Annotated in this window: 21 protein-coding genes; 13 read left to right on the forward strand and 8 right to left on the reverse strand. The window is 62.6% G+C overall.

Annotated features, from left to right (window positions below; all coding sequences use genetic code 11):
- The first annotated feature begins 348 nt into the window (after positions 1-348).
- From AAGA68_06725 to AAGA68_06745, 5 genes are all read left to right on the forward strand, one after another.
- A complete protein-coding gene (locus tag AAGA68_06725; GenBank protein ID MEM9384736.1) occupies positions 349-2511 on the forward strand; it encodes a hypothetical protein in 2163 nt (720 codons plus the stop codon).
- 288 nt (positions 2512-2799) lie between these two features.
- Positions 2800-3411 carry an energy transducer TonB gene (locus AAGA68_06730; protein ID MEM9384737.1) on the forward strand — a complete coding sequence of 204 codons (612 nt, stop codon included), beginning with the start codon at positions 2800-2802 and terminating at the stop codon, positions 3409-3411.
- Between the two features lie 112 nt (positions 3412-3523).
- On the forward strand, positions 3524-4099 hold the full coding sequence (locus AAGA68_06735) for an RNA polymerase sigma factor (protein ID MEM9384738.1): 576 nt from the start codon (positions 3524-3526) through the stop codon (positions 4097-4099).
- 191 nt (positions 4100-4290) lie between these two features.
- The gene (locus AAGA68_06740; GenBank protein MEM9384739.1) at positions 4291-5877 is read left to right on the forward strand and encodes a von Willebrand factor type A domain-containing protein; all 1587 of its coding nucleotides are present in this window, start codon (positions 4291-4293) and stop codon (positions 5875-5877) included.
- A gap of 248 nt (positions 5878-6125) precedes the next feature.
- A complete protein-coding gene (locus AAGA68_06745; GenBank protein MEM9384740.1) occupies positions 6126-6443 on the forward strand; it encodes a hypothetical protein in 318 nt (105 codons plus the stop codon).
- Positions 6444-6450: 7 nt separating this feature from the next.
- On the opposite strand, the gene AAGA68_06750 is transcribed toward AAGA68_06745, so the two are convergent.
- The 5 genes from AAGA68_06750 to AAGA68_06770 form a co-directional block, all read right to left on the reverse strand.
- Positions 6451-8502 (reverse strand): winged helix-turn-helix domain-containing protein, encoded by a 2052-nt coding sequence (locus AAGA68_06750; GenBank protein ID MEM9384741.1) that lies wholly within the window; start codon positions 8500-8502, stop codon positions 6451-6453.
- A 393-nt stretch (positions 8503-8895) separates the two neighbouring features.
- On the reverse strand, positions 8896-10395 hold the full coding sequence (gene actP / locus AAGA68_06755; protein MEM9384742.1) for a cation acetate symporter: 1500 nt from the start codon (positions 10393-10395) through the stop codon (positions 8896-8898).
- Positions 10392-10592 carry a hypothetical protein gene (locus AAGA68_06760; GenBank protein MEM9384743.1) on the reverse strand — a complete coding sequence of 67 codons (201 nt, stop codon included), beginning with the start codon at positions 10590-10592 and terminating at the stop codon, positions 10392-10394. The genes actP and AAGA68_06760 overlap by 4 nt, the downstream gene beginning before the upstream one ends.
- The gene (locus AAGA68_06765) at positions 10589-11176 is read right to left on the reverse strand and encodes a VOC family protein (GenBank protein MEM9384744.1); all 588 of its coding nucleotides are present in this window, start codon (positions 11174-11176) and stop codon (positions 10589-10591) included. Before AAGA68_06765 ends, AAGA68_06760 begins: the two co-directional genes overlap by 4 nt.
- Positions 11173-11661, reverse strand: a complete 489-nt coding sequence (locus AAGA68_06770; protein ID MEM9384745.1) for a helix-turn-helix domain-containing protein — start codon at positions 11659-11661, stop codon at positions 11173-11175. The genes AAGA68_06765 and AAGA68_06770 overlap by 4 nt, the downstream gene beginning before the upstream one ends.
- Before the next feature lie 138 nt (positions 11662-11799).
- Between AAGA68_06770 and AAGA68_06775 the strand changes: the two genes are divergently transcribed.
- The 3 genes from AAGA68_06775 to AAGA68_06785 are packed head-to-tail and all read left to right on the forward strand — an operon-like array spanning position 11800 to position 14531.
- Positions 11800-12762 carry an MBL fold metallo-hydrolase gene (locus AAGA68_06775; protein ID MEM9384746.1) on the forward strand — a complete coding sequence of 321 codons (963 nt, stop codon included), beginning with the start codon at positions 11800-11802 and terminating at the stop codon, positions 12760-12762.
- 36 nt (positions 12763-12798) lie between these two features.
- Positions 12799-14346, forward strand: coding sequence for an FAD-dependent monooxygenase (locus AAGA68_06780; GenBank protein ID MEM9384747.1), 1548 nt, complete (start codon positions 12799-12801; stop codon positions 14344-14346).
- Positions 14328-14531: a DUF2783 domain-containing protein gene (locus AAGA68_06785; protein MEM9384748.1), complete on the forward strand. Its 204-nt coding sequence runs from the start codon at positions 14328-14330 to the stop codon at positions 14529-14531. The genes AAGA68_06780 and AAGA68_06785 overlap by 19 nt, the downstream gene beginning before the upstream one ends.
- A 21-nt stretch (positions 14532-14552) precedes the next feature.
- Here AAGA68_06785 and AAGA68_06790 read toward each other — a convergent pair whose 3' ends face one another.
- On the reverse strand, positions 14553-15713 hold the full coding sequence (locus tag AAGA68_06790; GenBank protein ID MEM9384749.1) for an iron-containing alcohol dehydrogenase: 1161 nt from the start codon (positions 15711-15713) through the stop codon (positions 14553-14555).
- 328 nt (positions 15714-16041) lie between these two features.
- Positions 16042-16959, reverse strand: coding sequence for a LysR family transcriptional regulator (locus tag AAGA68_06795; GenBank protein ID MEM9384750.1), 918 nt, complete (start codon positions 16957-16959; stop codon positions 16042-16044).
- Positions 16960-17054: 95 nt separating this feature from the next.
- Between AAGA68_06795 and AAGA68_06800 the strand changes: the two genes are divergently transcribed.
- Genes AAGA68_06800 through AAGA68_06815 form a run of 4 tightly spaced genes read left to right on the forward strand, consistent with a single transcriptional unit; the run spans position 17055 to position 21083 of the window.
- A complete protein-coding gene (locus AAGA68_06800) occupies positions 17055-17597 on the forward strand; it encodes a 3-hydroxyanthranilate 3,4-dioxygenase (protein ID MEM9384751.1) in 543 nt (180 codons plus the stop codon).
- The gene (gene kynU / locus AAGA68_06805; protein ID MEM9384752.1) at positions 17582-18880 is read left to right on the forward strand and encodes a kynureninase; all 1299 of its coding nucleotides are present in this window, start codon (positions 17582-17584) and stop codon (positions 18878-18880) included. Before AAGA68_06800 ends, kynU begins: the two co-directional genes overlap by 16 nt.
- Positions 18877-20241 carry an NAD(P)/FAD-dependent oxidoreductase gene (locus tag AAGA68_06810; GenBank protein MEM9384753.1) on the forward strand — a complete coding sequence of 455 codons (1365 nt, stop codon included), beginning with the start codon at positions 18877-18879 and terminating at the stop codon, positions 20239-20241. The genes kynU and AAGA68_06810 overlap by 4 nt, the downstream gene beginning before the upstream one ends.
- Entirely contained in the window at positions 20238-21083 is an 846-nt protein-coding gene (locus AAGA68_06815) for a tryptophan 2,3-dioxygenase family protein (GenBank protein ID MEM9384754.1), read from the forward strand. The genes AAGA68_06810 and AAGA68_06815 overlap by 4 nt, the downstream gene beginning before the upstream one ends.
- Positions 21084-21176: 93 nt before the next feature.
- On the opposite strand, the gene AAGA68_06820 is transcribed toward AAGA68_06815, so the two are convergent.
- The gene (locus AAGA68_06820) at positions 21177-22136 is read right to left on the reverse strand and encodes a dihydrodipicolinate synthase family protein (GenBank protein ID MEM9384755.1); all 960 of its coding nucleotides are present in this window, start codon (positions 22134-22136) and stop codon (positions 21177-21179) included.
- Positions 22137-22249: 113 nt separating this feature from the next.
- Between AAGA68_06820 and AAGA68_06825 the strand changes: the two genes are divergently transcribed.
- Complete coding sequence (locus AAGA68_06825; protein MEM9384756.1) at positions 22250-23041, forward strand: aspartate dehydrogenase; 792 nt, start codon at positions 22250-22252, stop codon at positions 23039-23041.
- Positions 23042-23043 lie beyond the last annotated feature (2 nt).

The following is a 23043-nucleotide window of genomic DNA, read 5'->3' on the forward strand; positions in this document are numbered from 1 at the left end:
CCTCGAGGCAGGCGAGCTAAGCCAAGCGATTGGTGGACAGTAACCTGAGTGCTTACGCCCTCGTGGCGTCACCGGCCGTAGCCCGCGTTCGTCGATGGTGTGAAGACCTGAAGCTCGCGAGGTGCGTCAGTGTCTGAACAGAATCTTCGGTCGCCAAGAGAGTTGTCATAACAGCCCCTGTTCGGCGTCTGTGCCAAGCGTGCCGTGCTGGTTGGTGAGGGGCAGTAGTGATCGGCAGTCTTGCCCGTTAGGGTGGCGTGAGCTGCTGCGAAGCGGGTGTCCTGCAGAGCGATTCAAGGTATCGTCGGCGCTGGGGCTACAGGGACATCCGCCACCGTGAGTGGAGGGGTGAAGATCGGGCGCGCGACTGCCATGGACTATCTCTTCTCGGAGCTACAACGGCGGAGAGTTTTTCGCGCCGCGGGAGTCTACGCGGTGGGCGGTTGGCTCCTCGCCCAGATCGCCACCACCCTCGAGGACTCTCTCAACCTTCCCGAGCTCTTCGACACGGTGGTCGTGACTGCCTTGTTGGTTGGGTTCCCCGTTGCGCTGTTGATGACCTGGCTATTCGAGCGAACGGGTAGCGGCATCAGCCTCGTGCGCACAGTGGATGTGGCAGGACTTACGCCCGTCAAGGCGCGGCAGCTCGATGCGCTCGTCATCGGTCTGTGCGCCCTGGTCGCTTTGATCATCGCCTGGCAGCTGCTTCGCTACAATTTCTTTGCCACGCAAGGGGCGCCCAGTGCGTCGGCGGACGCCCCATCGCGGCCGAGCGATTCTGCCGGGCTGTCGATCGCCGTGATGCCCTTCGAGGACTTCTCGCCCGACGCCGATCAGGGCTTCTTCGCCAAGGGTATCTCCGAGGAACTGCTGAACGTGCTTGCGCGAATCGATGGCTTGCGAGTGCCGTCCCGCACCTCTTCCTTCGCGTTCCAGGGCAGCAACCTGTCGGTATCTGAAATCGGTCAGGCGCTCAGTGTCGCGCACGTGCTCGAGGGCTCAATACGCAAGTCGGGTGCCACGCTGCGGATCACCGCTCAGCTCATCGAGGCCAGCACCGATCGTCACCTGTGGTCGCAAACCTACGATCGTCCCCTCACGGCGCGGAACTTGTTCTCCGTGCAAGACGAGATTGCGGCCAAGGTGGTCGAGGCTCTGAGTGATCGCCTGCGGTTCGTGCTTGCGCAGAAGGCGACATCCCGCACTGACTCTGTCGAGGCCTACCAGGTGTACCTGCGGGCTCGTGAAGCGATGAACGAGCGCTCGCCGGAGTCGCTCGACGGTGCTGCAAGGCTATACGGCGAAGTAGTGCGAATCGACCCTAACTTCGCGCCCGCATACTCGGGCCTCGCCGACACTTTCTTGTTTATGCGAGCCTACGGTGGGATGACTCGTGCGGATGCCTTGGCGCGTGCGGCACCGCTGGTGGAGCGCGCGTTGGACCTGGCGCCGGAGTCGGCGGAGGCGCTCACATCGGCAGCGTTCCTTGCGGTGGAGAGCTCCGACGCCGAGCAGGCGTTGGCTTACGCACGCCAGGCTATCGCCATCAATCCAAACTACGGGTCTGCCTACCTGCGACTCGGCAGTGCTTACGAGTTCATTGGGAAGACGCAGGAAGCGCTCTCAGCTTACGAAAGCGCGGCTCTGCTCGATCCGCTCTCGGCCGTAGTGCTGAGCGCCATCAGTTACTCCAAGACCAAGCTTGGCGATTTCGCCGGCGCCCTGGAGAGCGCTAGGTACAACCTGCGCTGGAATCCTGACAGTTTCCTGGCGTTGGATGGCATGACCAGCGTGCAGTACGAGTCGGATGACTTCGCCTCCGCGCACTTCTATGCGAAGCAGGTACAGGCCCTCAACCCCGCAGCGCCGCCTTACCGCTTGTTCGATATCTACCTGCAGACGGGTATGTACGACCTCGCGCGTCGAATCGCTCCTGGCGATGAGGATCGTGCTCTGGTGGCCGTGGCGCAGGGCCGAGCGCAGGAGGCGCGGACCTTTTTAACACCCCCCGAGACTGGCATCCATGTGAACGTGCTGTTTTATCTGCGCGACTTCGAGGAACTTAATGAGACAGATATCGTGCAGGGATTTCGCTCGGCCGTGTTGGAACAAGATGCGCCACTCAGTAAGGCGCAGGTATCGCCAGCGCAGCTGGTAGCGGCCGCAGCGCAGGCCTTGTCCCTGCCGCAAGCGAAGGCACTGATGGCAAAGCTCGACGCCTACTTCGAGGGTGCACAGGCGCAGGACAGCACGTTGCCCGACGATCTCTACAACGGTGCGGTCTGGATGATGCTTCGCGGCGACGCTCGCCGCGCCTACCCGTGGCTGAGTCGCTTCGTTGAACTGGGTTACACGCGCTGGGAGCTGGCACTGGACCCTGTGTTCGATCCCATAAGAAAGACAGCCCAGTTCATCGAGATCCAGCGACGGAACGATGAGATCGCCGCACAGCACCGCAGCGCCATTCATGCGCAGTTGAACTCGCCAGAGGCGAACTGGGTCAGCGATTAGGCGCCAGACACGCCAGTCTATCGAAAATCCCACTAGGTGCCACCGAACGAGCGCCTCGCTCTCTGGGGGTGAACTCAGTCCGTGGTGTTGGAGCACCATGGCGAGTACGCGCCGTCTTGCAAGTGCTCTGTCGATGCGCCGTTTCCAAGTAATCGTCGACCTCGTGCGTCTATATGGGCGGCCAGCGATCAGGTCGATAAGGTATTCGCTCATGTGAGGGAGTGGCCGGGTTCGTCTCTATGGTCGCTGGCTAAGCTCCCTACGTTGCGAACCCCTTGGAGGCAAGCCATGGTGCAAGCATTCAGACTGATCCCGTCCGCCGGCCTGGCGGTTGCGGTGACCTTCGTTCTCGTCTTCGTTATGCAATACCTGATCTCGACGGGTGAGACAGCCATCGTCATGGACGTACCAGGGGAGATCCTGATCTTCGTGCGCGAGCCTGAGGAGGAGATCGTGCAGACACAGCGGAGGAAACCAGAGAAGCCGCCGCAGCCGCAGACCCCGCCGCCGGAAGTGCCCCGAATGCAGCTCGATCCCACGAATGCCGCCATCGCCCTCACCCATAGCGCACCCGTCGCGGGCGGTGCCGGGCTCGGTGTGGTTGGCTCTCTCGGTCTCGCCGCCGCGGATGGGGAGTACTTACCTATCATCAAGGTGGCGCCGATCTATCCCCGACGAGCCCTGGAGCGCGGATGGGAGGGCGAGGTGATCGTCGAGTTCACCGTGACCCGCCAGGGCACGGTGCGAGACGTGTTGGTGCTCGACTCTACGCGCGCCGTGTTCAACCAAGCGGCCATCGATGCGGCTGAGCGGTTCAAGTACAAGCCGCGCGTCGTGAACGGGCAGCCCATCGAGGTGGCGGGTGTGAGGAACCGGATCGCCTTTAGGTTGGAGGACTGAAGCGCACCGCGGGGTTGTTGCCGTCTCGCGTCTCGTCGGCGCATCCTGTCCTATGAACGAGTCTGGTCCCAGGTCCCAAGGATTCCGAGCGGCCACACGTCTAACTGACACGATGAGCGATCCCACCACAGACGATCGACTGGCCGGCGCTGCTGCCCAGGGTGACCGCGCCGCCTTCGCCACGTTGCTGGAGCGCAATTACGGGCGCATCTACCGCCTGTGCCTGCAGTGCCTGCGAGAACCTGACGAAGCGGCTGATCTGGCGCAGGATGTGTGCGCCGCAATGGCGAGAAAGATCAAGGGGTTCCGTGGAGACTCGACATTCAGCACCTGGTCCTACCGAGTGATACTGAACGCCACCCACGACGCCCGCCGTAAGCACAAGCTGCGGCGGGAGAGGACCGCCGAGTACCTGGCGGAACGCGAAGACCTACAGCATGTCGATGAGCGCCACGCCCAGCGCAGCCAATTGCTGCGCGAGGCCGTGGAGGCGCTTCCCGCACCCCTGCGGGACACCACCATCTTGGTGATCTACGGCGGCCTTACGCACGGCGAGGCCGCCGAGGTGCTCAAGGTGAAGGAGGGCACGATCTCCTGGCGCCTGTCCGAGGTGCGCAAGACCCTAAGCAGACAGTTGAACACGACCGAAATACGACCAAAGCCGAGTGGCGGGGAGGTGATCGCGTGACCGACATCCTCGACGAACTTCGATCCCAAGCCGCGAGACAAGGCGACGCGCCATCGCCGCGGGGGGCACGCGGACGCGCCGTCGAGCATGCCTTAGGCGTCTTTGACGAACAATGCGCTGCTGATGCCCTTGAGATGTCACGCGCGGATCAACGCCTGCGCCCAGCGCACGGACCGTGGACAAATCGGCCCGTGCAGAATCGCTGGGTCTACATCGGTCGCTACGGTCTAGCAGCTTCGTTCGCTGCCGTCGTGTCCGCCATCACGCTGCTGATTCTCTCGAATACGCCCGAGGCGGTGAATGACCAGCGCCTGGATTTGGTGGGCGTGGCGCCGCTGCCCGCGCGAGGCGACGGGGGAGAGCTAGGCAGGTCCGGCACAGACGCGATCCCCTATGCCGCGGCCGATGCCAACCTCGTCACTGACACGCGCGTGTCGCCCATCTCCACATTCTCGTGGGATATAGACACGGCGAGCTACGCCTCCGTGCGACGGCTGGTCCAAGAGGGCGTGCTCCCACCGCCGGAGGCCGTGCGTACGCAGGAGATGCTCAACTACTTCTCATACGACTACGACGCCCCAAGGCAGCTCGACAGGCCCTTCAAGGCGGACGTTGCCCTAATGCCCGCACCGTGGCGCGACGATGCGCAGTTGCTGCGTATCGGCATACAGGGCTACGAGCCGCCCGCAGAGGATCGGTTGGCCGCCAATCTGGTGTTTCTCGTGGACGCTTCCGGCTCGATGGCTTCGCCCGATCGACTGCCGCTCGTGCGCTCTTTCCTGCGGCTGCTAATGCAGGGCTTAGGGCCCGAAGACACCGTAGGTATCGTGGCCTATGGGGGCTCCGCTGGCGTACTGCTCGAGCCCACTGCGGCATCCAACAGCACGCGCATCGAAGATGCTCTCAGGCGCCTGCAAGCGGACGGTGACCGAGTGGGCCTGGCTGACATCGAGAACGCCTACGCGTTAGCTGAGGCACACTACAACGATAAGAAGCTCAATCGTGTAATCCTGGCCACGGACGGCGATTTCAGTATAGGCACGAGTAACACGCAAGCTCTGCGCAGGCTGATCGAGCGCCAGCGAGCGTCAGGTGTTTCGCTCTCTGTGCTCGGTGTTGGTGACGCCAACCTCGACGATGAGCTGATGCAGGCATTGGTCCAGCATGGCGATGGCCAGGCGGCTTACATCGACTCGCCCCGCGATGCGCACAGGGTGCTCGTTGAGTACCTCAATGGCACGCTCATAAGCATCGCCGAGAACGTGAAGATCCAGGTGGAGTTTAATCCCGCTCAGGTTGCGACCTATCGTCTGCTCGGCTACGAAACCCGCGCACTGGAAGGTGAGGACCGGAGTGAACAGCGTATGGACGGCGACAGCCAGGTCGGTGCCGGCCATCAAGTCACCGCCATGTACGAGATCGTGGCACCGGGCGGTGATGCTGAGCGGTTGGACTCGCTTCCCGATCAGGACGCCGCGACCGATGAGTTGGCGGTTGTGCAGATCCGCTACGAGGCACCCGGCGAGGGCAGTGGACGTCGGCTCGATTTCCCGGTCACTCGTGAGGCTTCAGTGGCCCCAAACACCGAGCGATCGCGGGAGTTGGCCTTCGCCGCAGCGGTCGCCGCTTTTGCTCAGAAGCTGCGCGCCGATCCCCGGTTGGAAGACTATGACTACGGATCTGTCATGGCGCTGGCGCAACCCAATCGCGGCAGAGACGAGGGCGATCGTCGGGAATTCGTGCGGCTAGTACGGCTTGCCGATGCCTTGTCTCGGTAGCTCAGCAGTACTGACTCAAAGATCACCTGTTGTGCCTGAGTAACACTCGCGCAGGCCTCGCTGCGGCTGTCCAGGGCCAAGTGCCTCGGCGGGGTCCTTTCGTGGTCTGTAGCCAGGGGTAGGCGTCGCCTAGCGGCGGCACCTTGGTCGACCGCGTGATCTTCGGCAAAGTTGCCTTCCTCAACTAACGGTAACTCCCATCGGCACGGGTCTGATGGACGGGAAGATCTTACCTCTTGGAGGAAGCGATGAACGTGCTCAACAGCGCTCGCGAGGTAACGCGAGCTCTGGACGACGCCCTAGATGCACGAAGCAACTCACAAGAAGAAATTGGCCAACTGCTCGACGAGATCCTTCGAAACGCCGTGGAGGCAGATCGCAGGCGCAATGAAGAGCGCCGAGCTGAGATGCAAGCTCTCGAGCACGCGATGGACCAAGCGCTTGCCCAGGCCAAGCAGGAGGACGAGGAGATCGAGCGCATCCTCGGCGCGCTGATGACCTGCTCTTTCGGTCGGATGAGCGCTCAGCTCGCCTGGCTATCTCAAGTGTTGGTCAGCTCGCAGTAGGCGCTCGCTATTCGGTGGATAGCGGCAAGCCGTCGGTCCACCCGTGCGCCTGACGAACACGGGCAAACTCCGCGAGTTCGGGGCGCTGGAACAACGCGCGGTAACGCGGGTGTTTCAGCACCCACTCGGGGTACGGGTTGGTGCCGTAATAGGGCATGAGCGCATGGCCTGTGCTCAGGAACTTTCCCTGGTCGGCAGCGAGTTCTAGGGCCGCGAAGAAAGCCTCTTCCGGAAGAAGGCCGCTAAACACCGGCGCCCACATGCCTACCTGTTCGGTCACGGGGGCCGTTCCATAGAGTTCGATCAATGCTTCTACCTGCTCCTGCTTGTCCGGCCGATCGAACATGATCGAGAAGAAGGCGGGCAAGATACGCGTGACGTTTGGCTTTGCCTGAGGCGGGAGACTCGCCAGAAACGCTTCGAACTCCTCGTAGTGCGGGCGCCATTGGGCTGCGAGTTCTGGGTCACCAGACAACACGGCAAAGGTGGACGCGAACGCCACGAAGCCTTCCCCTAGGCATCGCTCGGCCTGGCAGGCGTTGAAAAATGCAAAGGCATCCTCGGTTCGCCCCGCCGTCGCCAGCCATCGGGCACGTACTTGTGCCCCCGACAGACTCTCCGGCTGTAGCGCCATCAGTCGGTCGTACAGGTCGATACCGCCTTCGACATCGCCGCTGTACATCTTGAGTCCGGCATTCGCATAGAGGACGTCAAACTGAGCCGGTGCTAGGGCCAAAGCCGTTTCCGCGTGCATTCGCGCAGCTTGCATATCGAACGCAGGCCCCAGGCTCCAAAAGACCATGGCAGCGTGGATGGAGGCGTCATTCGCATTGAGTGCGAACGCGCGCTCGAAGGCATGCGAGACATCCCGGCGAAACTTGTCGAAGTTCCGCGACAGCGGGCTGCCAACACTGGTGGAGCCCACGAATGCGATGCCTGCCCACGCTTCTCCGAATTGGGGATCGATCAGCACGGCGTTTTGAAAAGCGTCGTAAGCCTGCAGGCGCGCCTCGTTGTTGCGCATACGCTCGCCGAAATGCCCAAGGCCTAAGTAGTATTGCTCGACGGCTTCCGGTTCGATGCCCTCGCCGCTGGTGCGTCCTCGGTACCGCCCGACACCTAACTCAATCTCTAGCTGTCGACCAACTTGCCGAACGATGTCGTCTTGGATCGCAAAGACATCGTTTAGCAGCGCATTGTAGGCCTTGTTCCAAATCTGTACGCCGTCGGTGGTTCGAACGAGTTGGATCGTGGCTCGAATCTCATCGCCGCTGCGAAGGACCGTGCCATCCAGCACATGATCCACGCCGAGCTCATCGCCAATCGTACGCAGGTCGAGGTTGCGGTCACGGTAAGCGAACGATGAGCGCTGTCCTGCCACCTCGAGATCTGTGATGCGCCCGAGCCGAGTGAGTAGGCTGACTGCAACGCCATCGGCGAACAGGCGGTCCTCGTCGGCCAGTGAGAGGGAAGTAAAGGGCAAGATGGCGATCGAGGGGGTGTGCGGCGCTGACGCGTCCGCGGTGATGACCGAGCCGCTGGCATCCGTGGTCGTGTTGCCCGAAAACAGGTCCGGGATAACGAGTCTGATGGCCACGATAGCAACCGCGCCGACCAATACCGCGATCCGCGGTAGGAGCCGCAGGCCAGACTTCGCGGGGGCCGCTGCCTGAGGCGCCGGCGCGGGTGATGTCGTATCGGGTGCGGTGGCAGGTGGTTCAGGCGTGATAAGCGCTACAGGCTGCACGATACGGTAGCCGCGCTTGGGGATCGTCTCGACGTACTCCTCGGCCTCACCGGCGTCCCGAATGGTTTTGCGAATGAGCGAAATCGCCCTCGTTAGGCTCTCATCGCCGCTATGCTCTAGGCCCCAGATCGTATCGATTATGGTGTCGCGCCCGACCACCTCGCCCGCGTGCTCAGCCAGCAGGCAAAGGACGTCGACGATGCGCGGCTCGAGGGGGAACCTGGTATCACCACGGAACAGCGAGTTGAGCGTGGGCTCGACGCGAATCGCGCCGAGTATGAAGGGACTTCGTTGAGCGTTATCGCGTGTCACGTAGGTCGGCATCCGTTGACGAGGTCTCTTCTCGACCCGCATGCTCCCAGCAGGCGATGAGCCGGGTACTTCGCGCCTCAAACGATCTCAGTCGGGCATGATACAAGACCACCGCGAGCCTGACACACACTCATGCCCGCTCTTATGCTCTTCAGGGGCTTTGGCGACCAGCAGCACATCATCTTCACCGGCATCATTGCGGCCTGCAGGGTCCGCATCACGATCAGGGTCGAGACGGCAAAGTCATCGCTGCCGTCGCCGCCGCGGACCCTCGAGAGGCGACGGTAACGGGAACACGGGAGGCCGCGAGTGAGTGGAACCGTAGACGAGGTACGCGCGTCTCGAGGCTAAGCGTTCGGCAGCTCGGGCGCCAGCGTTTGAGTTAGTCGATCCTTATCCGTCACCGCTGCGTCGAGCGCGCCGGTCCAACCCCAGGAGGACCGCTGCCACTACGCCCGTCACCACGAGGGCGGGCAGCGCCGGGTAGCGCAGCGCCACCAGTGGCCGTTCGTTGCCAAGCACGTCCACCCATACGGCTGGCCCGGCGATCACCAAGGATAGGCTGGCGATGAGACCTGTCGCGCCGACGGCAAGCGGCGTGCGCGTGCGGGCATGCGGTGTGTACAAAGCGATGAGGAGAATGGGGAAATTCGCGCTTGCCGAGACGCTGAAGACCAGGCCTACGAGGTACGCCAGGTTCTGCCCTTCGAAGCCTAGGCCGAGCACGATGGCGGCCAGGCCGATGAGCAGCGTACTGGCCCGCGAGGCGCGTAGGAGTTCCTGCTCGTCGGGCGGCCGATCGGCGCGCAGCACACGGGCGTAAAGATCATGTGCCAAAGTGCCTACGCAGGCCATAGTGAGGCCCGCCACGACGGCCAGGATCGTGGCGAAGACGACCGCGGCGATGAAGCCGGCAAGCACTGATCCACCGATTGCATTCGAAAGATGGAGAACGGTCATATTGCTGCCGCCCACGATCTGGCCGTCCACGAACACGCCGTCACGCCCTTGTAGCAGACCAACGCAAAGCGGGCCGATTAGGAACAGGATGGCGAGGAACACGAAGGCGATCACCGACATGGTCACGGCCACGGATACGCGCGACTCGTGTGCGTCCTTCACCGTCAGAAGCCTAATCAATACATGCGGTAGCCCGCACATACCCAGCAACAGCGCTGCGGCTAGGGAGAGAGAGGCGAAAGCATCTTTGGTGACTGTGCCAGGCCCCAGGAACGCGGACGGGCGGTGGGCGGAGATTTCGGCGGCGACGGTCGTCAAATCGAAGCCCACGGCGAGCAGTCCTGCGCCGCTGAGCAGCCCGACGCCCAGCACCAGCAGGCAGGCCTTACTGATCTGCACCCAAGTGGTCGCCACCATCCCGCCCACGGCTACGTAGAGGGTCATCAGAGCGCCGACGATGGTGACGGCGAGATGGTAGGGGATATGGAAGATGGTCTCGATCAGCGCCCCAGCGCCCACCATCTGTACGATCAGATAGAACAGGGAGATGGTCAGCGTGTTGATCGCCGAGAGGATGCGCATCGGACGCTCGTCGAAGCGCTGCGCCAGGATGTCTGCCAGCGTGTAGCGACCGAGCTCACGGATAGGCCCGGCCAACAGTCCGAGCATCAGCAGCAGTCCGATCAAGGGTGAGATGAGGTAGATCGCCGCATCGAAGCCGCTGATGAAGTACAGGCCGGTGATGCCGAGCAGTGTTGTGGCCGAGAGGAAATCGCCGCTGATCGCAACACCGTTTAGCACGCCGGGCAAGCCACCGCCCGCACGATAAAACGCATCCGCCGACTGCAGCCGTCGACCGGCTAGGTAGGTGATGACCAGCGTGAGTGCCGTGATGGCTGCGAACATGCCGATGCCAACGGCACCGATGTTCACCGCTTGCCGCCCCCAGAGCGCAGTACCAACCACCAGGCCAAGCCTACGGGCGCCACGATCAGCACGCCCGCTACCACGCTAGCGACGGACCAGAGCGGCGGCGTGAGGGCATTAGCGAACCAGTCGGGTGCGGCGGCAAAGGCCACCAGTGTCGCGGCGAAGGCAAGTGTTGCGATAGCGCCCAGGGCGCCGCTCACCGCGCGGTCCCCTCGTGTAGCCACGCGGCGTGCTTCGGTGCACGGCCGGTCTTGTCCCATTCCTTGAGCATGGGCCGCGCCACGGCGCGCAGCTGTTGGCGCTGGTTAGCGCTACCCGTATCGGCGGCAAGCTCTAGCCTGTGCCCATTCGGATCGAGAAAGTAGATCGACTGGAAGATGCCGTGATCCACTGGGCCGAGGACCTCGATCTCGAGGGACTCGAGGCGAGCCTTCGCTGTAACCAGGGCCTGCACATCGGCCAAGCGCAGGGCGATGTGCTGCACCCACGCTGGCGTGTTCTCGTCCCTGCCCATCGTGGGCGACTGTGGCAGTTCGAAGAACGCCAGCACGTTGTTACCACCGATGTTGAGGAAGATGTGCATATAGGGGTTCGCCTCGCCGGTGGATGGCACCTTGTCCTCGGCGATAGCCAGCTCGAAGATCGCCCCGAGCGCGCGCTCGTAGAACTCGACCGTCTCCCTGGCGCTTCGGCAGCGGTAGGCGACGTGGTGGAAGCCGTGTAGGGACGGCGGCGGGGCGAGATCGGTGTTCTGAGTGGCCGTCTGGTCAGTCTTTGGGTTCATGACGCTCGCCTCGATCGCTGGATTTCGCGGCGCTGACGGCGAGCGTCGTCCGCGTCGAATTCGAAGGCGGCCGCTTCGATCTGCTCGAGTACCGCCAACAGCTCCTGTGCTTTCTCCGCCCCGACGATCTCTATGATCTTCTCGTTGTGCCGCTCCGCCAGCATCGAGAGTTCATCTACCACCGTGCGCCCGCGCGCTGCTAGCTCCAGGGTCTGGCGCCTACGGTCCGCCGGGTCGCTCTTGCGCTTGAGCCACTTGCACTCGATGAGTTTCTGCACCGCACGCGAGATACGGGTCTTATCTAGATAGGTCCGCTGCACGATCTCCTGAGCACTCATGGGGCCGTACTGCGCCACGTTAAAGAGTACTCGCCACTCGGCACGGGAAAGCCCATAGAGCTCTGCGTACACCGCTCGAAAGGCCTGCGAAGCGTTTTCCGTGGCCTGGTACAGGCGATAAGGGATGAACATCTCGAGATTGAACACGCAGGCTCCGAAAATAATCTCATATGAAACGGTTGTAGATGTTACCGATTCGCAGTAGCTTTGGAAAGCGGTACCCCGTGCCCGATCTCGGGTGCGAAGGTGGGCCCGCGCGAGCAAGATGAAAAAAGGCAAGGCGATATGAGCAAGCCATTCGCGTCCTCGGCAGACTTACAGGACAAGCAGGAGACCTTAGAGGTGTTGGCGGATGGCGTGTACGCGCTGACCGCCGAGGGCGACCCCAACGTGGGTGCCATCGAAGGCGAGGACTTCGTGGTCTGCATCGAGGCCCGCGCCACGCCAGCCGCGGCTCGCGAGTGGCTCACCATGCTGCGTGAACACACGGACAAGCCGATCAAGTACCTGCTGCTCACGCACTACCACGCGGTCAGAGTGCTCGGCGCCAGCGCCTACGCGGCGCAGGCGATCATCGCCTCTGACGTCACGCGCAAGCTGATCGAGGAGCGCGGCCGTGAGGACTGGGATAGTGAGTTCGGCCGCATGCCGCGCCTGTTCCGAGAGCCGGAAGGCATTCCGGGGTTGACCTGGCCGACGCTGACCTTCGCGAATCACCTGCGCATCGAGCTTGGCGGCGAGCGCGGCCACCTGGAGCTCGACTTCTGCGGGCGCGGCCACACCGCTGGCGACATCGCCGTGTGGCACCCTCAATCGAAGACTCTATTCGCCGGCGATCTCGTCGAGGCGCAGGCAGCGCTGTACACAGGCGACGCCTTCCACATGGATTGGGTGGCAGGCACCTTGGACCGCGTGGCGGCCTACGAGGCGGTCAATCTCGTGGGCGGGCGCGGGGCCGTGGCGCGCGGTCGCCACGCGGTGGACGCCGCGATCGACCAGACCCGCGAGTTCCTTCGCGGCATGATCGACAACGTCGGTCAGGTGCATGCCGCTGAGGGCACCCTTCAGGAAGCCTTCGAGCTCACCCACACGGCCTTGGCGCCCAAGTTCGGCGCCTGGCCTATCTTCGAGCACTGCCTGCCCTTCAACGTGCAACGCCTGTGGGATGAACTCGATGGGATCGACTGGCCGCGCATCTGGACCATGGCGCGGGACCGCGAGGTATGGGCCGCGCTGCAGGGCGACTGAGCATCGCTGCTGGCACAGCCGCCGAGTCACATAGCAATGGTTAGCGATTTCACTAGCATTCCGCAGCACAAGTTCATTGGGGCGTCCCCGCCGCCGTCAAGTGAACGACACCACCCGGTCGTGATCGTGGGAGGGGGTCCCGTGGGCCTCACGCTCGCGCTGGATCTCGGCCACCGGGGGCACGAGGTGGTGGTGCTCAACCAGCTCGACTTTATTGCGGACGGGTCCAAGGCGATCTGCTTCTCCAAGCGCACCCTCGAGGTCTGGAACCGCTTGGGCGTGGCCCAGCGCATGGTTGAGAAAGGTGTGGTTTGGAACGTAGGCAAGGTGTTTCACGGCCATCGTCGCACGCCCGTCTATCAGTTCGATCTGCGGCCGGAGAAGGGCCAGGAGATGCCCGGGTTCATCAACCTGCAGCAATACTGGGTGGAGCAATTCCTGGTCGACGCTTTGGCGGAGCTCGAGAACGTCGATCTTCGCTGGGGACATCAGGTCACGGCGCTCGATGCGCAGCAACGCCTGCTCACGGTGTCGACGGCGCAGGGCGACTACGCCCTTAGTGCCGATTGGATCGTGGCGTGCGACGGTGCGCGCTCACCGCTGCGGCACATGCTGGGGTTGCGCTTCGATGGGCGTGTCTTCGAGGACAATTTCCTCATCGCCGACGTGCGCTTGCGCACCACCCACCCCGCGGAGCGCTGGTTTTGGTTCGACCCGCCTTGGGGCGGCAGCTCTGCCCTGCTGCACAAGCAGCCAGACGACGTGTGGCGCCTCGACTTCCAGCTCGGTTGGGATATCGACCGCGAGGCGGCCAAGCGGCCCGAAAACGTGGAGCCGCTGGTGCGCGGCATGTTGGGAGAGGAGATCGCGTTCGAGCCGGTCTGGTACTCTGTCTACACCTTCCAGTGTCGGCGCATGAACCGCTTCGTCCACGACCGCGTGATCTTCGCTGGCGATGCGGCACACCTAGTGTCACCCTTCGGTGCACGGGGCTGCAACGGCGGTGTCGCCGACGCCGACAACTTGGCCTGGAAGCTGAGCGCCGTGCTCGGCGGTGCCTCGCCGCAGCTTATCGATACCTACAACGAGGAGGCGGTGATCACCGCCGATGAGAACATCCTGAACTCCACGCGCTCGACTGACTTCATGACGCCAAAGTCTGCCGCCAGCCTCGCCCTGCGCGATGCGGTGTTGGCGCTGGCAGCGGACCATCCCTTCGCCCGCCCCTTCGTCAACTCCGGACGACTCTCCACGCCCGTGCACTACCCGCAGGGAGCCCTTGTCGCACCCGACCGCGATGCGTGGGCAGGCGGCATTGCCCCCGGGTCTCCGGCCGTCGACGCTCGGCTCGGCGACGGCTGGTTGCTGAACCGTCTAGGTGGTCAGTGGAAGCTGCTGACGGCAGGGTCGACGGAGGGTTCTCGCTTGCCCGAAGTCGTGGTCGAGGACGAAGCAGCCCGAGCGCGCTACGATCTCACGGACGGCGCGGCGTATCTGCTGCGCCCCGATCAATACGTAGCGGCGAGATGGAAGCAGTTCGTGGCGGGCCACCTGGAGGACTCACCTTGGGCACGCTTCGCTTGACGATGGCCCCCGCGCAGGCCGACGAGCTCTACCAGCAGCTGCTAGCCATGCACGAGGGCTGCAATACCGACGAGTCCATGCGCCGCAACGCCAAGCTGATCCTGCTGTTGGTAAATCACATCGCCGACCCAGAGGTGATCTGCGAGGCGGTGAGCATCGCAAAGCAGGCGGATCCCGCGAGCTAGAGTGCACGTTGCGCGATCGGTCTAGCCCGCGTAGGCGGCCTGGTAAAGGGCGATGACTTCCTCTTTGCTAGGCTGCTTGGGGTTGGTTACGCCGCAGGCATCCTTCATGGCGTTGCCTGCGAGGGTAGGGAAGTCCGCCGGCTTCACCACGTCAAAGGCAGCCAGATTCGGCGGAATTCCTACCGTAGCAGATAGCTCACCTATCGCCGCCAGCGCCTCCTCGGCGGCCTCTTCCGCAGTCATCTTACGTACATCGATGCCGAGGGCCTGGGCGATCTCGACGAAGCGTGCGGGTACGGCCTTCGCATTGTAGGCCTGCACGTGGGGCAGAAGGATTGCGTTGCACACGCCGTGGGGTAGGTCGTAGAAGCCGCCGAGCTGGTGGGCCATGGCGTGAACGTAGCCTAGGCTCGCGCTGTTGAAGGCCATTCCAGCGAGGAACTCGGCGTAGGTCATCATCTCGCGAGCCTCACGGTCGTGGCCGTCCTTCACGGCACGTGGTAGAAAGCCGCCCACTAGCTTGATAGCGTGCAGCGCGGCGGAGTCCGTGACTGGGGTCGCCGCAGTGGAGACATAGGCCTCGATCGCGTGCGTTAGGGCATCCATCCCCGTGGCAGCAGTGAGATCGGGGGGCATTGCTTCCATCAAGTCTGGATCGTCAACGGACAGCGTTGGCGTCGTGCGCCAGTCGACGATGGCCATCTTCACGTGGCGGGCTTCATCCGTGATGATGGCGAAGCGGGTCATCTCGCTGGCCGTGCCCGACGTCGTGTTGATGGCCACCAGCGGCAGCATAGGCTGGGTCATCTTGTTGAGGCCCTCGAAGTCGCGGATGTCGCCGCCGTGAGTGGCAAGGATGCCGATCGCCTTGGCGGCATCGTGGGGGGAGCCACCGCCGAAGGAGATGATGAAGTCGCACCCTTCCTCCTTCAGAAGCGCAGTCCCTTCGTCCACTTGGGCGGTGGTCGGGTTGGGTTCGACGCCGTCGTAGACCGCGTAGTCGACGCCGATGTCCTTCAGCAGTTCGGTCAGCACCTTGGTGGCTTTCAGCTCACGGTGCAGGGGAGCGTCGGTCACGATGAGGGCCTTCTTGAAGCCCAGCCCTCGGATCTCCCGGCCGGCATCGGCGAGGCCGCCGGCACCCATGATGTTTACCACGGGCATGAAGTAATAGTACGCCATCGATTCCTCCTTACGTGTGCTCCCTGGCAGTACCGAGGAGTTTCTAAAGGTAGATATAGGTGCCGATTGTCTTCGCTTGTATCGATGAAAGTACGGATTGGGCTGCGCGACCCCGTTATCGCTTGGGCTTGCATGTCCGTGGATGTGGGCGCGTCGAAGGTCCCAGGCTAGTGGGCCGCTTGGTAAATGAGGTAACGCTCAGTCTGCGGAGGGGCAGCGTCAGCAAGGCGCGTCGCGCAGCCAATGGCATCGCCATTGGCTGCATTTGACCGCCTTGCCCTGGCGCCCGTCTACTCGCTGAGCGTCACCTTATTTACCAAGCGGCCCACTAGGCGGCACCACTGTTGGCAATGACGCGACACAGGGCCTCCGCCTGCGGGCCGAGTTCAGGTTGGCGCGAATAGAGCGCGAACCAATTGACGAACAGCCCGGACTTCGTGAGCGGTCTGCTCACGACGCCGTCGAAGCGATCATTGGACTCGAGGATCCACTTGGTGATGATGGTAGTGCCGATGCCGGCGGCCACGAGTTCGAGGATCGGCCCCGTGAATCCCATTTGCACCACTCGCTCAGGCACGACTGATTCAGGCTGAAAGAACAGCTCGTACTCACGGTTACGCTCGGGCACGGCGCTGTTGGTAATGTACGTTTCATCGATGAAGTCGTCCGCTACCAGATAGGGCTTGTCGGCCTTCGGGTGATTCGCCGGCAGCAGGGCCACGAACTCATCGCGGATCAGCAGCTTCGACCGGTAGCGGCTGCCATCCAACTGGATCCGCTGCGTGGGGCTCGATACCAAGGCGATGTCGACGTCGTCGCGTGACAGCGCGTGCCTGGGATGCACTGCTGCTTCCGAGACGACCTCAAGCTCTACGGTCGGGAACAGCGTCTCGAACTCTCGCACGGCGGCCGGCAGCCAGGAGTAGGAGGCATATTGCGGCATACCGATACGAAGCACCTGACCTGCGCGGCTCGGGAGGTTCATCAGCTCCCGCTCCACGCGCACCAGTTCGGTCAGTATCCGGCGCGCGGAGGCGAGCAGCAGGGTGCCGGCCGGTGACAAGGTGAGACGGCGGCCGCGGCGTAGGAACAGTTGTGTGCTGAGGACTTCCTCGGCGTCCTGCAGGCGGCTACTGAGGGCCGGCTGGCTGATGTTCAACAGCTCCGCTGCCTTCGTCAGCGTGCCGGCGCTCTCGACCGCGTGGATCATCTGCAGGTGCTTAATGGTCAGGCGAGTCCCTAACATATAAGAAAAATCTTTGAATAACTTCTGAAAACTCGATTTTATCGATAAATTTCCGGGCGATAAACTTGCACCCCTTGCGAGCTAGGAAACCGTCGATGAGCAGACTCGCCGCGTTCAACTTTCAGGCTTGGATCGACGAGCACCGGCACCTGCTAAAACCGCCCGTCGGCAATAAGCAGGTCTGGGAAGACACGGACATGATGGCGTTCGTGGTCGGCGGGCCGAACAAACGCACCGATTACCACGACGACCCCGTGGAGGAGTTCTTCTATCAGCTGGAGGGTGACATGGTGCTCAAGGTCTTCGATGGCGGTGAGTTCTACGACGTGCCCATCCGTGAAGGTGAGGTCTTCTTCCTGCCTAAGCATGTGCGGCACTCGCCGCAACGGCCGATGGAAGGCAGCGTGGGCCTGGTCATCGAACCCAAGCGACCGCCAGGCGCACGCGATGCCTTCGAGTGGTACTGCTTTGAGTGTGGCGGCCTGGTGCACCGAGCCGAGCTGGAGCTGAAATCGATCGCCCACGACCTGCCGCCCCTCTACCAGTCCTTCTACGCGGACAGCGAAGCGCGCACCTGCCCGCACTGTGAAGCGATGCACCCGGGTAAGGACGTACCGGAAGGGTGGGTGACGCTTTGAACTACCAACCCTCTCTCGACTACGCGCGGCAAGCGGATGCGCGGGATCCCCTCCGGGCTTACCGAGGGCAGTTTCACTTCCCGACCCTAGGCACGGACGAGCTGGTCTACTTCACGGGTCACTCCCTGGGGCTGCAGCCCAAGACCGTGCGCTCCTCCGTCGAGCTGGAGCTGGACCAATGGGCACGCTACGGCGTCGAAGGGCATTTCCATTCCATCAACCCCTGGTATAGCTACCACGAGCTGCTAACGCCGCCGATGGCAAAGCTCGTGGGCGCCGTGGAGAGCGAAGTCGTCTGCATGAACTCGCTGACGACGAACATCCATCTGCTTTTCGTCTCCTTCTACCGACCGACCAAAACGCGCTACAAGATCATCTGCGAAGCGCGGCTGTTCCCTTCGGACCGCTACCTGCTCGAGACGCAGGCGCAGTTCCATGGCTTCGATCCTGACGAGGCCATCATCGAGGTCGGCCCTCGCAAGGGCGAGTGGTTGATTCGCGAAGAGGACATCCTCGCGGCGATCGAGGAGAACGCCGACCAGCTAGCCCTCGTCTTCTTCGGTGGCGTGAACTACTTCACCGGCCAGCTGTTCGATATGGCTCGCCTCACCGCGGCGGCCCACGCGGTCGATGCGATCGCCGGCTTCGATCTCGCCCATGCCGCCGGCAACGTGCCCCTGTCCTTGCATGACTGGGATGTCGATTTCGCGGCGTGGTGCTCCTACAAGTACCTGAACTCCAGCCCGGGTAACGTGGGCGGGATCTTCGTGCACGAGCGCCACGGCAGGCGTGGCGACCTGCCGCGATTCGGCGGCTGGTGGGGCCATGACAAGGACACGCGGTTCCAGATGAAGCCGGGATTTCAGCCCATGCCGGGGGCGGAAGGTTGGCAGCTCAGCAATGCCCCTGTGCTCGGGATGTCGGCCATGAAGCCCGCTTTGGAGATCTTCGCGCACGTGGGCATGGGGGCCTTGCGCGCGAAGAGCGAGAAGCTCACGGGCTATCTCGAGTACACGATCGACCGGCTTGCGCAGGAGTTTCCCGACGCGGGCATCAGCGTGATTACGCCGCGAGATCCGAATCAGCGAGGCAGTCAGCTATCGGTCAACATCGCTCGCTATGAACGGGCGCTGTTCGATCGCATGATCGCCGCGGGCGTGATTGCCGACTTCCGCGAGCCATGCATCATCCGCATGGCGCCGGTACCGCTCTACAACTCGTTCGAAGACGTTTTCACCTTTGGCAGCGTGATGCGCAGGCTCCTAAAGGAGAGCAATCAGTGACACAGAAGAACATCACGGTGGTTGGCGGCGGCCCGGTGGGTAGCCTGTTGGCCATCTCTCTGGCACGCCATGGGTACAAGGTGGGCCTGTACGAGGGGCGGCCAGACTCTCGCCGTACCAGCATCTACCAAGGCCGCTCTATCAACATCGCCCTCTCCGATCGAGGCTGGACTTCGCTGGAGAAGATAGGCGTGAGCCAGGAAGCCAAGCACGACGCGATCCCCATGTACGATCGCAGAATCCATGGGGTGGACGGCGATATCAGCCGCATTCCCTACGGCAAGGGCGATGATGCCATCTGGTCCGTATCGCGCAGCGGGATCAACCATCAGCTGCTTAGCATCGCCGAGGGCGAGCCCAACATCACCAGCTACTTCGAACATCGACTCCTCGACATCGACTTCGAGACGGCGACCACTACCTTCACCACCACTGCTGGCGATGAGGTGGTGGTCGAGGCCGACATCGCCTTCGGCGCGGACGGCGCGAACTCCAAGGTCAGGCGCCTGGCGCACAGCTTCCCGCGCTTCAGTTACAGCCAAACCTATATGCCTCAGGACTACATCGAGCTGAACATATCGGCCAACGTGGACGGCTCGCACAAGCTCGATAGGAACGCCCTGCACATCTGGCCGCGCAAGGACTTCATGCTGATCGCCCTGCCGAATCCGGATGGTACGTTCACCTGCACCCTGTTCCTCAACCACTCGGGCGACCCGTCCTTCGAGTCGCTCCGGGAGCGCGAGGACGTCGAGCGCTTCTTCTCCTCCAACTTCGCCGATGCGATGGACTACCTTGAAGCTCCAGTGGAGACCTTCATGAGCCGTGATCCCGCGCCGCTGTACCTGGTGCAGGTGTACCCCTGGTCCTTCAACCGCAGGATCGGCCTCATTGGCGATGCCGCCCACGCGATCGTGCCCTTCTACGGCCAAGGAATGAACTGCGGCTTCGAAGACTGCGCGGAGCTGGACGCACTTATCACGGCCCACGGTCATGATTGGCCCGAGATTCTCGCGGCCTACGAGCAAGCGCGCAAACCGAACGCCGATGCCATCGCGGAGCTTGCCGTGCGCAACTTCGCCGAGATGAGTGACCTCTCCGGCGATCCAGACTTCCAGCTGCGCAAGAAGATCGAGGCGAAGTTCAGCGACCTCTACCCGGACCTCTGGACGCCCCTCTACTCGATGGTCACCTTCCGCCCGGACGTGCCTTACTCGCGGGCCTTGCGCGTGGGTGATGAGCAAAAGGAGGTGATGGACAGGGTAATGGCATTACCGAACATCCACGATGACTGGGATGAGCCGTACGTTATGGACCGACTCTTTCGCTGGGCATCCGAGGTATTTGGAGACGAGCAATGAACATCGTCCCAAAGAACTACCGGGAGCTGGAGCACAGCATCCATACGGATCTCAAGGACCGTATGAGCTACGGCCGCTACCTGCATTTGCCACAGGTGCTGAGCGCCCAGCATCCGCTCTCCGGAGAGCACGACGAGATGTTGTTCATCGTCATCCACCAGGCGAGCGAGCTGTGGATGAAACTTGCCGGCAACGAGTTGGCAGAGGCGATCAAGAACATTGAGGGAGACAACTTCCGTCACGCCTTTAAGGTGGTTGCACGCGTCAAGCTGATTCTCACGCAGATCACGCAGTCATGGCAGATCCTCTCCACCATGACGCCGGTCGATTACCTGAAGTTCCGTGACGCGCTCGGTCCCGCGTCTGGTTTTCAGTCTTACAGCTACCGAAAGCTAGAATTCTTATTGGGCAACAAGAACAATAGCCTAGTGAAGGTGCATAAGCACGATGCGGCGATACACGAAGAGCTCACGCGAGTCCTGAACGAGCCCAGCCTCTACGATGTGGTGCTGCGCAAGTTGAGTGAGGTCGGGTTTGAAATGGATGGTTCGGTGCTCAATCGGGACTGGAGCCAGCCCTATCAGCCCAACGACTCCGTTCGCGCGGCCTGGCTGAGGGTGTACCGCGAGGCGGAGGAGTATTTCGAGCTTTACGAGCTGGCAGAGAAGCTCGTCGACATAGAGGACGCCTTTCAGAACTGGCGCTTCAAGCACATGTACACGGTGCAGCGGATCATCGGCAGTCGCCACGGCACGGGCGGCTCTTCGGGGGTGCCATTCCTGAGGAAAGCGCTCGATATGAGCTTTTTCCCCGAGCTCCTGGCGGTTAGGACTGAACTTTAGGCGTGGGATTGACGGTCCTTGGGGCTGGACCGTTGGTGCAATGAAACGACCTCGGCGCTGAAATGAGTAACCCCAGCCCGAACCGTAGGTGAGCTACCGCTGCAGGCCGCAGGACTCAAACGCCTCGTCGATGACAGCCCTTTCGCGGTCCGTCAGCTCCAGCATCGGCGGCCGCACGCGCCCGCCTACCTGGCCTAACAGTTCCTGCCAGTACTTGCCGAATGCCTGGGGCTTGTCTGCGGGTTTGGCGTTGGCCATCGCTTCGCGCACGGGGTTCAGGCTGTCGCGAACGCGACGCGCCTGCTCGAACTTCCCCTCGAAGGCGAGACGAGTGTACTCGTCCATACGCTTGTCGTTGGCCGTCTGCAGGTGGTAGGGCGGCGATGAGCAAAGGTACAGCCGCCAGCCGAGCTCTTCGATGTTGTCGAGCCACTCCGGCTCTGCCGACGTGGACACCTGGATCTTGTTACCGACCATATGGCTTAGCTTTACGTACATCTCGCGGGGCACGGAGTACTTGATCGCGACGATGTTGGGTAGCTGCGCGATACGTGCACATTCCCCAGGCTGCATCAGGTAGCCAGAGTCCGGATGGCTCCACATCGCGATGCCGATATCGAGCTCGTCGCACAGCGCCTTGTAGTACTGGTAGAGCACCTCTGCGCGATTGTGCACAAAGCTCAGCACCGGCGCGTGCACGACGATGTAGTCAGCGCCACAGTGCTCAGCGTGATGGGCCAGCTCCTTCACCGTGTCGAAGTTCTGATCCGACACGGAGACGATCACGCCAGCCGCGCCGTCGCATTCCTCCACGGCGATCTCGAAGTTGCGCTTTCGCTCCTCGAGACTCATGGAGAAAAACTCGCCCTGTTTGCCCGCGATGAACAGACCCTTGATGTCCAGTTCGTCTATCCAGTGACGGATGTTCGCGCGCAGCCCCGCCTCGTCCAGGGAAAGGTCGTGGCGGAACGGATTGAGCGCGGCAGCCCAAACCCCGCGCATGTGCTGGCGGGCGTAGTCCTTGGCGTCGTGCTTTGTATATTTGCTGGCCATAGGCGTTCGAACATACGCCAGAGACCGTGGGATAAATCGAAACTGGCTATTCAAAATTACAATAGCGCGCCCTCCTGATACTGCGATACAAAGGGTGCTGAGGGGGAGGCGTCATGCACGTTGGCATCATCGGACTCGGCGCGATCGGCAGCTTCGTACACGACGAACTGAAGCGTCGTGGATTCTCGGTGGATGCCCTGCTCGTGCGCCCAGAACGCCTCGCGACAATCGCCCGCACGTTTCCCGCCGTCGCGTGCGTCTCGGCGGTGAGTGACCTGCCGGGCCACATCGACCACATGATCGACTGCGCAGGCCACCATGCCTTAGCCGCCTACGGCCCTCACATACTGCGCCGCGGTATCGACCTGACGACTGTTTCGATCGGCGGCCTAGCCAGCGCCGAGCTCTACCATGCCCTCGATCAGGCGGCCACCGAGGGCAGCGCCAGGTTGCATCTGGTCGCCGGCGCCATCGGCGCACTCGACTGTCTGCGGGCGGCAGCGGTGGGCGATCTTCAGTGCGTCACGTACGTGGGGCGCAAGCCGCCGAAGAGCTGGAAGGGCTCTCCCGCTGACGCGCACCATGACCTGGACAACCTCTGGGGCGACGCGGTCGTCCATTTCGAGGGCACGGCACGCGACGCGGCCATCCAGTACCCGAAGAACGCGAACGTCGCAGCGGCGGTTGCCCTCGCCGGTGTCGGCTTCGATCAGACGCAGGTCAAACTCATCGCTGATCCGAACGTCGAGCAGAACATCCACGAAGTTGTTGCGTCGGGCGAGTTCGGAAGCTTCTCCTTCGAAATCCGCGGCAACGCGCTACCCACCAACCCGAAGAGCTCTGCCCTCACAGCGATGAGTGTCGTTAGTAAACTGCAGCAGGACTCGCGGCGAATCCGGTTTTAAAG

The sequence above is a fragment of the Pseudomonadota bacterium genome, from assembly GCA_039193195.1.
GTDB lineage: Bacteria > Pseudomonadota > Gammaproteobacteria > Steroidobacterales > JBCBZW01 > JBCBZW01.

Excerpts from the sequence above, each read along its gene's own strand:
- AAGA68_06730 (MEM9384737.1), top strand. The coding sequence starts at position 2,800 with ATGGTGCAAGCATTCAGACTGATCCCGTCCGCCGGCCTGGCGGTTGCG.
- AAGA68_06735 (MEM9384738.1), top strand. The coding sequence starts at position 3,524 with ATGAGCGATCCCACCACAGACGATCGACTGGCCGGCGCTGCTGCCCAG.
- AAGA68_06745 (MEM9384740.1), top strand. The coding sequence starts at position 6,126 with ATGAACGTGCTCAACAGCGCTCGCGAGGTAACGCGAGCTCTGGACGAC.
- AAGA68_06765 (MEM9384744.1), bottom strand. The coding sequence starts at position 11,176 with ATGAACCCAAAGACTGACCAGACGGCCACTCAGAACACCGATCTCGCC.
- AAGA68_06775 (MEM9384746.1), top strand. The coding sequence starts at position 11,800 with ATGAGCAAGCCATTCGCGTCCTCGGCAGACTTACAGGACAAGCAGGAG.
- AAGA68_06780 (MEM9384747.1), top strand. The coding sequence starts at position 12,799 with ATGGTTAGCGATTTCACTAGCATTCCGCAGCACAAGTTCATTGGGGCG.
- AAGA68_06790 (MEM9384749.1), bottom strand. The coding sequence starts at position 15,713 with ATGGCGTACTATTACTTCATGCCCGTGGTAAACATCATGGGTGCCGGC.
- AAGA68_06795 (MEM9384750.1), bottom strand. The coding sequence starts at position 16,959 with ATGTTAGGGACTCGCCTGACCATTAAGCACCTGCAGATGATCCACGCG.
- AAGA68_06800 (MEM9384751.1), top strand. The coding sequence starts at position 17,055 with ATGAGCAGACTCGCCGCGTTCAACTTTCAGGCTTGGATCGACGAGCAC.
- AAGA68_06815 (MEM9384754.1), top strand. The coding sequence starts at position 20,238 with ATGAACATCGTCCCAAAGAACTACCGGGAGCTGGAGCACAGCATCCAT.
- AAGA68_06820 (MEM9384755.1), bottom strand. The coding sequence starts at position 22,136 with ATGGCCAGCAAATATACAAAGCACGACGCCAAGGACTACGCCCGCCAG.
- AAGA68_06825 (MEM9384756.1), top strand. The coding sequence starts at position 22,250 with ATGCACGTTGGCATCATCGGACTCGGCGCGATCGGCAGCTTCGTACAC.